Annotated in this window: 12 protein-coding genes; 2 read left to right on the top strand and 10 right to left on the bottom strand. The window is 66.0% G+C overall.

Annotation, left to right across the window (positions count from 1 at the left end):
* On the bottom strand, nt 1–677 hold a 677-nt coding region (locus ACFVJS_RS20205; RefSeq protein WP_378883989.1), incomplete at its 3' end, for a helix-turn-helix domain-containing protein.
* A gap of 184 nt (nt 678–861) precedes the next feature.
* Between ACFVJS_RS20205 and ACFVJS_RS20200 the strand changes: the two genes are divergently transcribed.
* On the top strand, nt 862–1527 hold the full coding sequence (locus ACFVJS_RS20200) for a TetR/AcrR family transcriptional regulator (protein WP_008359839.1): 666 nt from the start codon (nt 862–864) through the stop codon (nt 1525–1527).
* A 508-nt stretch (nt 1528–2035) separates the two neighbouring features.
* On the opposite strand, the gene ACFVJS_RS20195 is transcribed toward ACFVJS_RS20200, so the two are convergent.
* From ACFVJS_RS20195 to ACFVJS_RS20160, 8 genes are all read right to left on the bottom strand, one after another.
* Nucleotides 2036–2728 (bottom strand): GNAT family N-acetyltransferase, encoded by a 693-nt coding sequence (locus ACFVJS_RS20195; protein ID WP_378883986.1) that lies wholly within the window; start codon nt 2726–2728, stop codon nt 2036–2038.
* 101 nt (nt 2729–2829) lie between these two features.
* On the bottom strand, nt 2830–3123 hold the full coding sequence (locus ACFVJS_RS20190) for a DUF6112 family protein (protein WP_040755618.1): 294 nt from the start codon (nt 3121–3123) through the stop codon (nt 2830–2832).
* 106 nt (nt 3124–3229) lie between these two features.
* Nucleotides 3230–4378 carry a M23 family metallopeptidase gene (locus tag ACFVJS_RS20185; protein WP_008359831.1) on the bottom strand — a complete coding sequence of 383 codons (1149 nt, stop codon included), beginning with the start codon at nt 4376–4378 and terminating at the stop codon, nt 3230–3232.
* Nucleotides 4379–4391: 13 nt separating this feature from the next.
* Nucleotides 4392–5042, bottom strand: a complete 651-nt coding sequence (locus tag ACFVJS_RS20180) for a hypothetical protein (protein ID WP_008359830.1) — start codon at nt 5040–5042, stop codon at nt 4392–4394.
* Between the two features lie 32 nt (nt 5043–5074).
* Nucleotides 5075–6019, bottom strand: a complete 945-nt coding sequence (locus ACFVJS_RS20175; protein ID WP_008359829.1) for a ParB/RepB/Spo0J family partition protein — start codon at nt 6017–6019, stop codon at nt 5075–5077.
* The gene (locus ACFVJS_RS20170; RefSeq protein ID WP_008359828.1) at nt 6012–6872 is read right to left on the bottom strand and encodes a hypothetical protein; all 861 of its coding nucleotides are present in this window, start codon (nt 6870–6872) and stop codon (nt 6012–6014) included. Before ACFVJS_RS20170 ends, ACFVJS_RS20175 begins: the two co-directional genes overlap by 8 nt.
* Nucleotides 6869–7246 (bottom strand): hypothetical protein, encoded by a 378-nt coding sequence (locus ACFVJS_RS20165; RefSeq protein WP_008359827.1) that lies wholly within the window; start codon nt 7244–7246, stop codon nt 6869–6871. Before ACFVJS_RS20165 ends, ACFVJS_RS20170 begins: the two co-directional genes overlap by 4 nt.
* A complete protein-coding gene (locus ACFVJS_RS20160) occupies nt 7243–8157 on the bottom strand; it encodes a bifunctional DNA primase/polymerase (protein ID WP_008359826.1) in 915 nt (304 codons plus the stop codon). The genes ACFVJS_RS20165 and ACFVJS_RS20160 overlap by 4 nt, the downstream gene beginning before the upstream one ends.
* 467 nt (nt 8158–8624) lie before the next feature.
* Between ACFVJS_RS20160 and ACFVJS_RS20155 the strand changes: the two genes are divergently transcribed.
* The gene (locus tag ACFVJS_RS20155) at nt 8625–9668 is read left to right on the top strand and encodes a hypothetical protein (RefSeq protein WP_040755477.1); all 1044 of its coding nucleotides are present in this window, start codon (nt 8625–8627) and stop codon (nt 9666–9668) included.
* Between the two features lie 88 nt (nt 9669–9756).
* Here the strand turns inward: ACFVJS_RS20155 and ACFVJS_RS20150 are convergent, their stop codons facing one another.
* On the bottom strand, nt 9757–12627 hold the full coding sequence (locus tag ACFVJS_RS20150) for a LysM peptidoglycan-binding domain-containing protein (RefSeq protein WP_378883978.1): 2871 nt from the start codon (nt 12625–12627) through the stop codon (nt 9757–9759).
* Between the last annotated feature and the right edge of the window lie 378 nt (nt 12628–13005).

Here is a 13005-nt window from a genome sequence, read left to right as displayed (position 1 = left end):
CAAGCGGTGGCAAAGGCCAGAACCCGATCAGCGAGCTGGTGCTGATGGGAGTCGAACAGCAGAGCACCGGTGGCGACACCGAGCTGACCGACCGCACCGAGCAGCTCGGTCCGGAGCCGCGGCGGGCACGGCAGCTTCAGCAGGTTCGCCGCGCGGCTCATCTCGGATGAGACGGCGTGACCAATCTGCTCGCTCCCGTGCGCATGGGACCACGAGCTGAAGAACTCCCCGGCGGAGCGCAGGCGAGCAATATCAGCCTTACTGACCGTCGCCCTCGGGGCCAGAGCCTCCAGCTCGTGCGCAATCCCATCGAGCGATGCACCCATCCCAACGGCACCGACCGCACCGAGGGTCTGGAGAAACTGGCGGCGGTCCGGCGCCGGCGTGCGCCCGCGACGCGGCGTATCGGGCGACGGATGATCCTCGTCGAGTTTGTCTGGCAGGTCGTTGGATGCCCCCGCTTGTTCGAACCGAGCCTTGGCGGCGTCGTCTGCCTGGGCCAGGGCAGTGTCGAGGATGGCCTGCATGTGGGGCCTCGGCTCACGTGCGGCGCCCGCCTGTTCCCACTTCGAAACGGTCCGGTGAGGGACACCGAGGTGGTCGGCGAACTCGCGCAGGCTCATGCGCAGTGCGACTTTGCGCAGCCGCCGTGCATCCGCTCCCGTCCACGTATCCACCTCCGCATTGAACCAGGTTCGAGCGACGAAGGGGAGCACTTGGGCGGCGGAAGGGCGGCAGCAGGACGTTCCAGGGGACTCTGTTTCTGACGAGGCTTGTGAAGGTCCGGGGCGCCGAAGGGTTTCCTACAACTTGCGGCGGTGTCCGGGCACCAACCTGCCAACCACACCCGACGGAGTCTCGATGAGTTCCGCAGCCAGACGTCCTCGCCCCGGCCGGCCCCGGCATATCCCGCCAGTCGACAGCAACCTGTCGCCTCGCGAGCAGATTCTCGACGTGTGCGCCCGACTGTTCACGCAGTATGGTTACGCTGCTACCTCCACGAGAGACATTGCCGACGCGGTCGGGATCAGACAGGCGTCGCTGTACTACCACTTCGCCGGGAAGCCCGGAATCCTGGAGGAACTACTCGCACGGACCGTGCGGCCCACCATCGACCTGCTCGACAGGATCGAGGCCGTCGCCGATGAGTACGGCGCAGCAAGCGCGTTGTATGCCTTAGTGATGGTCGACACGGCCACCCTTGCGAAGGCCCCGCACAACTGCGGTCGGCTGCCTTCGTTCCCCGACGTGCGTTCGCAGGAGGAGTGGCAGCCGTACAAGCTGATCCACCGCGACCTCGTCATAGCCTACGACCGGCTCGGTCGTCAGGTCGCCGGCAAGGACGTCAACGGAACTTGGATCGAGAACCTGGTCGAGATCGTGGTGGCCAACCGCGCCGAAGGGCTGATCGTTGATGAGGCCGAGCGCCACATAGTGGCGACGAGCGTGCTCAGGGCCTGCGGAGCCACCCACGAGCAGATCACCACCGCGAAGGCCGTTGCCTGGGCCGAACTGCTCGACGAGTAGCCAGCCCTCTCAAACACCCGGCCGGACTTTGAGCGCGGATGCCTGGGCGATGAACATCGAGGAGTGCGGCCGTCGGGTCGGTGACCTGTGGCGGGCGGGATCCATTGAGGGTGGCATCCGTGGGATCCTGGCGCGCGTCGTGATCTTCCACTGGAACCGCATCGGCCTCCAGGTCCGGCAGCAATCATTCCCTGGCCGCTACAGCTCGGGACGCGTTCTTCGGTGACGCGGAGTGACACCGGACGGTCAGAGGACGCACTGTCCAGTGCCGTGCCTACGTGGACCCCTGGCAACATCGGGCCGGTTCGCCGAAATGTTTGCCGACCAGGTGTAGGTATGGATTGGAACGACTCAGAGACGGCGAGCATGCTCGTCGGCAGTGCCCGCCAGCTGGCCAAAGGGCTCGTACGTCCCCTCGGCCACCGCTGGGACCACAGTCGGGCCGCCGTAACGCGGGTCGGAGAGCTCGGCTCGAATTTTCCCTGCGGCAGACCGGGATAACCCGTCGCTATTCAGTCTGGAGAAGATCACGGGCGACAGATCCGAGCAGCGCCTGCCCGTTGCTCGTGATCGGTTCTTCGACGCTCGTGATGGGCATCAGGTCTCGGGCCGCGCGGATCAGTCGGCCGCCGATGCCTCGGCGACGCCACGCGGCTGCGGTCCAGATGTGGGCCAGGGATTCGTACTCGCCGTCATCGTCGCGGTCGTGGAAGACCGCGAAACCGACCAGGTTGCCGCGAAAGGTTCCGCCGTTCAACCCGTATGGACTCGCGGCGATGATCCAGACGCCGGCTTGGTCGGGTGGGGTATCCCAACGGGTCTCGCGCTTGTACGCCAGTGCTGCTTGCGCCGGCGCTGTGTCCTTCCAGTCGACGTTGTCGGAACTCCACCTGGTCAAGCAGTCTGCCCCCGCTGGATCACTGAGGGTGCCCTCGTCCATGTCGACGGTCATGACGATGAGCGATGGGAAGTCTTCCTCGTCTGTTATCGTTCCAGGCCAGGTCATCCGCGGGCCTCTTTCGGCGATGATCGCTTCGTTGGCCAGGCTGTAGAGCCAATCGAGGTCATCGACGACATGCGCGAGAAATTCATCATCTCCCGCCGTCATGGCGGTGGGCGGCAGGATCCCACGAAGAGCGCGGTGCACCTCACGGATCGGACCATCCAGTTCGGAAGTGTAGTGCGGGGACTTCTTGATCATGTTGCCCATCTCTCCATCGGGTCGGCTCTGCGTGAGCCAAGCTATGTCCTGAATCGGACAAGTTCAGGGAGGTTGTAGTCACCGGGGCTGGTGTCGCCGCATCACTGGAATTGGTTGCCGATGCCGATGAGCCAGTTCGCCCAGGCGAGTGCGCCGCCGACGAGAACGGCGCCGGCCAAGGAAACAACGAGACCGGTCTTCGCCTTGTCGGCTGCGTGCCAGCTTCCGCGGGAGGAAGCTATCGCCCATGCTGCGGCGCAAACGATGAGCATGAGCACCGAGGTGAGCAGGCCGTAGGTCAGCAGCGCCCCGACGACGCGGCGAAGCTCAGATGCGTCGGCGACGGCTCCGAGATCGGGATAGACGCGGGAGGGTACGAGGCGGAGCGATGCCATGAACGGAAGGTGTGAGATCGCGGCCATGGACGGACCGAAGTAGCCTCGCAGGAGTCTTGGGTCTCCGGCGGGGCTGAGACCAATCATGCGGCGGTCGGGGCGCTTGTCAGCAACGTTGGCCAGAGGACGTGAGCGGTTCGATGAGGTCGACGGCGCCGTGGTCTGCAAGCCACGGCGCCGGGTCGATCGCAGACGCGTACGTTCCATCGTGCCGGATCTCGAAGTGCAGGTGGGGTCCGGTCGCCTTCCCGTCGGCTCCGACGTCGGCGATGTGCTGCCCGGCAACGACGACATCTCCTTCGCGGACATGGATGCCCTCGGCGTACATGTGGGCATAGCCTGAGAACACTCGGCGACCGGCGACGGTGTGCTCGATCAGGACCAGATGCGCGTAGCCGGACGAGACGGCGCCCGCGAAGACGACTCGGCCGTCCGCGATCGCCAGGATCGGCGTGCCGAGCGGTGCCGCGTAGTCGGTGCCGGAGTGGATGGTGTCGATGTGGGTGACCGGATCAGTGCGTGAGCCGTAGCCGCTGGACTTCGTCCAGGTCGTCGCTGGGAGCGGGAAGATGACGCGGGCCGTCTGGGTAACGGCCGGAGCCTTGCTAGCTTTGGACTGCGACGTCAACGCCTCGAGGATGGCGTCAGCGACCGGGGCATACCGGGCATACCGATCGGGAAAGGCTGAGACCTCGACCGCCTGGGCGGCGGCCCCAGGGCTCATCGAACGCCAGCCAGGGATGTCGAGGAGGCCGCGAGGTGAGCCACGGTTTGGGCCATGCGGGCCGCCGAAGAACGCCCGCGCCTGGTAGGTCGTCTCCATGAGCTGCGGGACCGTGCCCCAGCCTGTCGACGGTCTCATCTGGAAGAGGCCGAGCGAGTCGTGATCGCCGCCGTCTCCGTCGTTGGGGAATCGCGCGGACTCAGGGTAGGCGCCCGTGTTGGCGAGCATGCGAAGGCTTGATTCGGTGAGCGCGGCCATGAGAGCGATGCGTACGCCATCTCGGCCTACCCCCTTAGTCTGCCCACCGATCGTCACGATGGTCGCGGCCCTGGATAGCTGCATACGGTCGAGCGTCAGGTGGACGCCGTCGGCTGTGGTCACCGCCAGACTGTCAGGAACCTCGCCGACGCTGGGGCCGCAAGCACCGTCGCTCCCGAGTGCGGCGACAGCCAGTACGGCGACTCCCGAGAGGTAAGCCGTCGGTGAGAGGAACAGGACGAGCGCGAGCACGACGAGACCGATCTTCCGCATGACGCCAACCGGGTCAGGGGAGCGGATGGTTGAGCTGGGACAGGCGAAGCAGCTTGCATTCGTCGTACGTCGGGCGGCACGTGATGAACACCGTGAAAGTGACGCGTTCGACGGTCTGAGCCTGCTCGCCTTGCCAGATGCCTGAGCGGCGGCGGAGCCCCGAGACCGCGAAAGCCGTCGTGCCGGCGGCGAGCTCGCGGCCGGCGTCGTCGGCTCTTGTCTCGTCCCACGAGTCGGGGACGGCATAGGAATTGATATCGATCCACTGCCGGACGCGATAGCCGCGTAGGTCCGCCCACGAAGCAGGCGAGGGCAGGTACGTGGCCAGGTCGGTCACCAGACCTGCGGACTCCTCCCCAGACGGGTCGGCGACGGCAAGGATGCGGCCGGTGTAGTCCGAGAGGGGAATCGCCGTGGTCGTATCCCAGTCGAAGAGTGCGCTGGCGACCGAGACAGCGAACGTCTCCGGGTTGTCGGTCTTCTCGACGGGGCTGATGCTGGTCGTGCCTGGCGGCGATCTATGACCAGGATCCGTACGCGAAGCCGAGGGAGAATCGGCGGGGCTCGGCGCATTGCTCGGCCCTGCGAAAGCCAGGCAGGCACCGAGCATGGCAACGAAAGTTGCCAGGATTGCGATCGCGATGAGGATGCGGCGTGGCGGCATGGTTGTCCTCCTGAAGTAGAACGGTGCGCCGGCTAGGAATTGGCCGCCGGCGAGGTTGCATCGGGCTGGTCGGTGCGCGCTTGTCGTGCGGCGCGCGCGAAGTCGGTGGTGCCGGCGAGCACACTCTCGAAGAGCTCCCAGTCCGCGTCGCTGAGCGCGGGTCCGATCTCGGTGGGGTCGTAGTGCGTCCACCAGCCGTCCATCTCGGTCCATGTGATGACGAAGGCACGAGCTGACCACGCGGTGGGCTTGGGGCGTCGTGACCGGGGCTGATGGATCCGGTCGATGGCTTCTTGGGCGATCGTGGCGAGACCTGGCTTGTCTGCTGCGCTGGCAACCTGGCGGACGGTCCGGTGCGCAGCGCTGACCGACGCTCCCTCGTCGATCGCATTCAGGGACTCGGCTGCGACCTGGCGTACTGCTTCTGGCATCTCACTCGCCGTAGCGACATCCTGGATCTCGCCGATGCGGTCCAGGCGCTGGTGGGAGTCGGCGCCGGTGATAGCGGTCGACGCCTGCGCACGGGTCTTGCCCGGTGACGGTGGTGTTGAATCAACACCACCGTGGCTTCCCGTGTGGTCTGCCTGAGCGCCGAAGCGGGTCGCCGCCTGTCGGCGGGCAGCGTCTTCCTCCATGACCTGTTTGAGCTCGCGGTAGAGCTCGGCGGCCTCGGTGGGGGAGAAGGGCTTGTGGAGAAGGTTCTCGTCCTTGAGCGCGAAGAGCTGGTTGAGTTGGTCCGAGATGCCAGAGCGCACCCAGACTCGTACGCTGCGCCAGCCGAGCCGCTTGACGGCCTCGAGTCGGCGGCGGCCGCACAGGAGCGCGCCATCGGGCGCGATGGTGATGGGTTGGAGCAATCCGAGGTGCTCGATGGATGCCATCAGCTTGTCGATGTCGCCCAGGTCGTTGCGGTGGCGTACGCCGACGGTAATGGAGTCGACGGTGCGCTCCAGCTCGATGTAGCCCCAGTCAGACATGAGCCGGCCCTCGCTGGACTTGAGTTGCGGTGCGGGAGAGAGCGACGACCAGCTGGTCGTCGTCGAGCACCTCCTGCGGGCTGAATCCCAGAGCGAGTCGCTGGAGGAGTCCCCGGCCGGAGGCGGTCTGAGCACGCTCGGGGTTCGGGCTGCCCAGCACGATCCGCAGGGTTGTCGCCCAGCTGCGTCGGTCCAGGTCGAGAGCTGCTCGAGCGGCATGGTCTCGCCGCAGAGTCTGGTGAGCAGTCGGCCGTGAACCTGACACCGTCAGTCGACCACAGATGCAGTCGATCGTGGCTCGCGCGCTGTCCTCAGGCCAGCCGAAGGCGACGAAGATGGCAACCGCCATGTCTGCGGCAACATAGGCGCCGGTGCCTGGACCATCCAGATCGTGGTGGCCATCCAGCCGGTTGAGGAGCTCGTCCTCATCGGTCTGCCACCGGAAGGCCGGGTGGTAGTCGTAGACCGGATTCTCCCGATCACTGAACCGCTCGGCGTCGTGGTACGCGGTCATCTCGGCCCGTCGAGCCCGCATCGTCGAGCACAACAGCCCCTCAGCCCGTTCCTCGGCGATCATCGTGATCTGGACGGCTCGCGTGACCACCGCCCACGGATCCGTCGCGTTCCGCGCAGCGGACGTGAGCATCACTTCGTACGCCGCGCTGGCTGCGTCCTCGGGCTCCTGGCGGTGGCGGCGGGCGAGTGCGGCGTACTTGTCGATCGTGTAGCGGACGAGCTCAGCAGCCTCGGGGTCGTCGACCCAGGATCCTTCGCCGGCGTCGTGCAACCGCCTGAGAAGCGCTCGCAGACCCTCTGGGGTGGTGAACGGCGCGAGCACGACATCGCTGGTCATAGCCCGATCCGTTCTCGTGACACCGACGACCGTGTCGGTGTCGTGTGGGTCGGCGGCAGGTCCGCGATCGCTCGTCGGCTCACCCTCGCTCGGATCCTCGTGGCGACCGCACCTGGTGTACGGCGAGTCGACTGCGCGACCTGCCGCTGAGCGTCGATGCCGAATCGGGCGTACTTGCTCCCGACCATCCCGGGAAGGTCGCTGGGCCGCACCCACATGACGGACTTGTTGCGCGCGATATCGGGCTTCGCCTGCCGCTGGGAAGGATCGCCGTGCACGGCCAGATGGGACGGTTCCGTCGTCGCGCCGGCGTCGGGCTGGACTGGATCCGGCTCGGGGACGGTGTGCCGGACGTACGGCTGGTCGGTGTTCATATCGCCACCGCCTCACTCGTCCGGGTAGGGCCCCGGCCGCTCCCACGGGTCTGCTGCGGACCGAGCCGGGAGGCGATTCGGTACGCGGATCGGATCGTCGACTCGGCCTCTCGACTCGGGAGGCCGGCGGTCTGTGCCGCATCACCGAGCATGGACACCGCGACGTCGTACCGTTGTCCGCCCTCAGCCATCCGGCAGGCTGCCCAGAACAAGCTCTGGTTCCTCGCGCCCTCCGGGCGCGTGGCGACCCAGTGAGCGAGCCGGTCGGGTCGAGCGTCGCCGAGCGTCAGCGCTGCCGGCGGGCGTACGGCTCTCGGCGGGTCCAGGAAGCGACGAAGTGCATCAGAGTCGAGCGGACGAGCCTGGTGCTGCGCGACAGCGATGACCTGGTAGGCGCGGCTGGTCGCGTCGGAGTTGGAGATCCGCGAGGGCGGCGCGATGACGTAGCCACCGTCCCCGCGGAAGTCGAGATGCTGCCCGGGCAGTGACCACGACCGCATCTCCGGATCGATCGGCCGGAAGTAGGCGTGCAAGCCGCCAGACGGCGTACGCACCAGCCAGCTCCACCGGTCCACGAGTCCAGCTCGTCCCGCTCGGTCGAACGCGGCGAACCCGGTCCGGTCGCCATGCACATCGACGTCGACCGCGGCGAGTCCGCTCGCGGCGCCGGTAGGGATGCCGATGTTCGCGTCAGGATGACGCTGCCACCAGCGCTGGACCTGGCGGATGCTGATGGAAGCGTCCTTGAACCCGCGTAGCGTGAGCGGTTCCTTGCCGCCCGGTACGCATGGGAACACAGGGATCCTGGTGGTCGCGAGCGCGACCGCCGCATCCTTCAAGCTGCCCGCCGCTGCGGCATCGCGCATCGTCTGTGGCGACCAATGCGGGGTGAGGTTGGGTGCGTCGTTCATGCCCACCACGCTGGGACGCGCCCCTCCCGCACCTTCTCACCGGTGAGGTGCCGTGAGGCTGGCAGGAGTCGCGTTTAGGCAGGTCAGGAGGCTTCCTGAAGTGGCTGGACGTGCCGGGATCACAACCGTCGCCAGCATCCGCGGCGCGCAACTTGTCGGTGCTCACGACCATACTCACGGCCAAGGAAGTGCAGGCTCACGACGAAGGCAGAAGGATGACTCGGGCGTCATATATTCAGCGCGGTGCGATCGCGTTAGTTGGTGCAGTAACTGTGGGGACGATCGTGACCCTGATCGGACCGCGTCGTGTGACGCGTCAAAGAGATCGGAGCACGGATAGGGCTGATCGGCCGCAGTCATCGCCAATGAACAGACCGCGGGCGAACAACGCGCGATCAGATCGAACGTCCTCAGCATCGCAGTTCGGCATAGCCAGCGGCGCGACCGTCGTCTTCTTGTATGGAGCGGTGGTCGCGGCAGCGATCCGGGCGATGTACGCGCAGTTTCACCATCTCGACTCAGAAATCTTTGGCCGACCTGTACTCCGCAGCGTCTGGCACACCGCCCATCCCCTTGATGTCGAAGGGATCGTGGCGCTGGCGGCGCTCCACCTTGGTGTCGCTGCAGCTCTCTTCATCGCAACCGCGCTCGGTGCCTCTGACCGTCTACCTCCGGCTCTTGAGGACCGCATGATCGCGACGCACTGGCTCGCTTCAGGTGTTGGCCTGCTCGGGGTCGTCGGCTTCTTCCTTCTCATTCCAGACGCAATCCAGAGCGACGCCCCACCTGCGATGCTCGCTGTCTGCGTGGCAACCGCTGTCATCAGCGCAGTCATGACAGCCATCAATGGCCCTAGGGCGACCGAGCTCGAACGATGGGCTTCGGCTGAGGAGGCCAAGATCGAGCAGGTCAGAGCAACGATATCGAGACTTCAACTGAACGGGATCCGGCTGTCTCCGCGACGGGGCAGGTTCCTCCATCGAGTCTTGGTCTGGATGCGTACGCCAGATGAGGATGCAGACACCCACGTCCGCATGCTCGAGTCCATCAACTGGCTGGCTGTCACCGTTCCTGTGGCCGCCGGTGTATTGGGATCAGTTGCCGTCGGCTTCATTTCTGATCGCGCCATCGGCCTCCTCATCCTTACTTTCTTTCTGATCGCACAAGCCTTTGCTGTGGGCATCACGGTGAGCACCGCGAACACCACCTTGGTCCACGAGCGGCGCGGACGTTGGTACCCGGTGGGCGTCTCCTTCTTCTGCATTCTTATGCCGGACATATTGGTTCTGACGGGCAACCTCGCCGCGGTGGACTTGGCGACGACGTGGCTCGACGTGTGGATCATCGTCGGCGTGACGATCATCGAGCTCGCACTCGTCTGGTGGGTCTATCGCCGTATCGCCTATTCCCCGATTTGGATCCTTGGAGCTCTGATGATCGTTGAGCAGCGCGCCGTTCGCGCTGAAGAGCGGAACCTCGCCAGAGCGGAGCGGCACGGCACAGCGCGCTGAGGACCTCGTGCCCAGGCCGCTCAGCGCTGGCATCGTGAGCTTCCGACGAGCGTCAAACGCTATGGACGAGGGCAGATCGCGGCTGGGGTCAGCCTGCTTGCCTGCGATGAGCGAGGTGTCGAAGGTGCCGGTCGACGATCTCACGGGCACGTTCGGGAAGTTCGATGGGACCGAGGTCGTCGTCGCTGCGGTTGTAGATTTCATCCACGAGCTGCTGGGCGGCGAGAGTGACGTGGCCAGTAGTGGCCGCGACCTTGATCAGGTCGAGGCGCGCGGTCTCGTCGGCGGGAACGGCCTTGATTACGGCTTCGGCAGTTCGACGAGCGAGGTCGTGGTCACCAGTGGTCAACGCGTGGTCGATGACAGTGTGGGCGACGTCGACGATCGCGCACTGGGCAATGTGGTCGATCGCATCGTCGAGCAGCCAAGCCCAGCCGTTGTCGCGCTGGTTGCTGAACGGTGCGCCGGTGACGAGGTCAAGGGCCGCAGTGAGATCGCCGATGCCGTCGGCGCCGCGTGCTTGGGCTCGGGCCCGAAGACGACGGAACAGGTCGAGGTCGCAGAGGACGCCGCGTACACGGTAGATCGCCTTGGCGCCGCCATCTGCTTGTGCACTCTTCTGGGCGTTGGGCAGGTAGGGCTCGCCGGTATCTGGGTTAGTGCCAAGCCAAGCCCGCAGCATGGCGAGAACTGTGTAGATCCGGGCGGGTCTGATGTGGAACGCGTCTTGAATCTGGTCGGTGGTGACGCCCTCGGGGTGAATAACCAGATACGCGAGAACCTCGACGTAGTAGGGCTTGCGGTCGGGCGGCCGTTCGCCGGGCGCCCTAGCGTTGAGCGGCCCGAGCAGGACGAGTTTCGGCACCCGCGCGTCAGGGTCGTTCCACCGGTGACGGTCTCGATCGAGGTGCGCGTCACCGTCAATGAGTTCGCGGCTGACGGCGGCCGGGACAAGCGGTGCCTCGGTCGCGACATCTTCTGCAGTGGTTGCCGACGCCTCGACGTAGGCTGCAGTGGGCCCAGCAAGGACGGCTTCGTTGCCAGCAGGTTCGGTCAGGTCAGCTGGCCGGGAATCCACCAGGTCGCTACGGACGGCCCCTGCCGAATCCGTCAGACTCTCGGTGACTGTCGTGGGTTCCGCGGTTGCCGGAATCGGCTCGTTGGTCGTGGCACGGGTTGCGTCCACGATCGCAGCACACGCCTTGGCCTCGTCCGGACTGAGCCCCGCGGCGTGAATGTCGAGATCCAGCGTCAGGGCGCGGAGCCGGCCGTCGATGCCGACTTCGAGGACGCACACAGCACCATGGGCGCCATCGCGTTCCGGATCTACGAGGACGACCGCGGCACCAGGTCTCCCAGGATGCTCGGCGATGATCTCCGAAACCGGACGAACGGTCTCAGCATGGTTGGCCGTTGTGAGAACGACCCGGAAGCGGTCTGGCCCGAGGTCACGGTCGACCGCGGCTGTCGGGTCGAGCTCGCTCGCAAGCCAGTCGAGGAACACGACGTCGTCATCAGCATGACTGTGCAGTCGGTCAGGGCTGAGCCCGTCCAGCTCCGCGCCGATCCCGAGCAGGTCGACGCGAGCGAGGCACGACCACGGGTTGATCGCGAGTTCTGCTGCCACGTAAGTCGCAAAGTCCATCGCGCGATCGCGGTCACCAGTGATGACGATCTCCTGCAGCTGCTCGAGGTTGACGAGCCAGTCCCGATCGTCGTCGTCCCGTCCGACTGCGACCAAGAGCGGGTACGCCGGTCGCTGGTCGTCGACGGTGACATCAGAGTCGAGCGGCGCTGACCAGGTCGTACCCTCCCCGTGCCATGGCCACGGCAGCTTGTCGACTGGATCGGCGAGATGGAGGGTGACGCTTCCATCGGCGACTTCAGCGCTCACGAGGTCGGGAGGAGCGGAGTCGACGGATAGCGTGCGGAGCGTCCGGTCGAGGTCGGTCACGTACGTCGCGCCGGTGTTCCCGACGAGATGGATGCTCTTGGCGACGGGGCGGAGTTCGCGGGGCGGGGGCGCGATCATGTGGCCAGGTCGTCGATGGCGCATCTGCGTACGGCGGAGCTGCCGCAGCACCAGCAGTAGTGACCCGGCGAGCACCGTGCCTGCCCCTGCGAGGCCCGGCAACAACCATCCGGGAGTCACCTCGGCATCAGTGTCGACGGCATCCGAGCCGCGCTGCGCACCGGCTTCCTCGCTGGGATGCGTGGCTACCGGTTGCCGGTTCGTTGGAGCCGGCGAAGAGGTGGGTCCAGATGGAGTGACTCCGGGAGCTGTCATCGGCGGAGGTTGGCGGGGTGGAGACGGGACAGGTGCCGGGCGCGCACCCTCATCAGGGGTGAGACTTGGCGCCTGTCCTGGGATTGTCAGCTTCCAGCCCGTGACGATGAGGTCAGGGTCGGTCAGCTGCCTACCGTCCCGCTGAACAGTGTCCTCAGATGCCTCGACGATCCTCGGGTATGCGTCGGCGTCTCCGAGCTCCGTCTCCGCGATCTCGGAGAGGGTGTCACCGGGCTCGACGACGTACGTCGCGGTCTCCTGAACCTCGACTTCAGGTGCTTCGTCGACCGGGATGAGCAGATCGGTGCCGGCGATGAGCCAGTCGGGCTGAGTCGCCAGGACCTCGCGGTTGAGCTCCACAATCTCGGTGTAGCGGCTGCCCCGGCCGAGGTGTGTCTGTGCGATCTTCCAGAGGCTGTCACCGCGTTTGACCTGGTAGTGCTTGGTCGTTCCATGGGGCGGGCCGGATGCCTCATAACTCTTCGTCAGAGCCGACGCAGTCCGTACCGGGCTGCTGACAGTCTCGGGCGACGGATCAACCTCCGCGGCAGCGGTGGCGACGGGAACGTAGGTGTTGGCCGCCGGAGCGCCGGAGTGGGCTGAGGGGACAGTGATGAAGAGCAGCGCGGCGGTGGCAACCAGGTTGTTCGCGGCGTTCTGGGGAAGCGTCAAGCCGGGGAGTCGTGGCGCGCGTAGGCCACGAACTTGAGACGGGATCGCGATGGCCACGGAGATGGTCCAGAGCCCCCAGAACAACCAAGCGAGGGCCGTGATCACTTGGAGCAGGAGGGAGCCGTCATCGGGCATCATCAGTCGGTCCCGGGTGAACTGGGTGAAGTCAGGAACCGCGTCGATCCGCAGCAGGAGGACCGGCGTGCCCGCGGTGAAGACGACGATCGCGATCGAGGCGATGAGTCCGCGGAGACGTACAGCGATATTCATCGTGGGACGCCTCCTAGGCTGCGTACGAGATGGGCGGTGGCCTCACCGTGGACCTTGAGCTTGGTGAGGCCGATGATCCCGAGGAACTTCGTGTTGTAGGTGTCGTTG

The organism is Nocardioides sp. NPDC057772, from assembly GCF_042798075.1.
In the GTDB taxonomy this organism is placed as follows: domain Bacteria; phylum Actinomycetota; class Actinomycetes; order Propionibacteriales; family Nocardioidaceae; genus Nocardioides.
This window is presented reverse-complemented; position numbering and strand designations above follow the sequence as displayed.

Coding starts and splice junctions, on each gene's coding strand:
- ACFVJS_RS20185 (WP_008359831.1), bottom strand. CDS start 4,378: ATGCGGAAGATCGGTCTCGTCGTGCTCGCGCTCGTCCTGTTCCTCTCA.
- ACFVJS_RS20195 (WP_378883986.1), bottom strand. CDS start 2,728: ATGATCAAGAAGTCCCCGCACTACACTTCCGAACTGGATGGTCCGATC.
- ACFVJS_RS20180 (WP_008359830.1), bottom strand. CDS start 5,042: ATGCCGCCACGCCGCATCCTCATCGCGATCGCAATCCTGGCAACTTTC.
- ACFVJS_RS20170 (WP_008359828.1), bottom strand. CDS start 6,872: ATGACCAGCGATGTCGTGCTCGCGCCGTTCACCACCCCAGAGGGTCTG.
- ACFVJS_RS20165 (WP_008359827.1), bottom strand. CDS start 7,246: ATGAACACCGACCAGCCGTACGTCCGGCACACCGTCCCCGAGCCGGAT.
- ACFVJS_RS20190 (WP_040755618.1), bottom strand. CDS start 3,123: ATGGCATCGCTCCGCCTCGTACCCTCCCGCGTCTATCCCGATCTCGGA.
- ACFVJS_RS20175 (WP_008359829.1), bottom strand. CDS start 6,019: ATGTCTGACTGGGGCTACATCGAGCTGGAGCGCACCGTCGACTCCATT.
- ACFVJS_RS20200 (WP_008359839.1), top strand. CDS start 862: ATGAGTTCCGCAGCCAGACGTCCTCGCCCCGGCCGGCCCCGGCATATC.
- ACFVJS_RS20160 (WP_008359826.1), bottom strand. CDS start 8,157: ATGAACGACGCACCCAACCTCACCCCGCATTGGTCGCCACAGACGATG.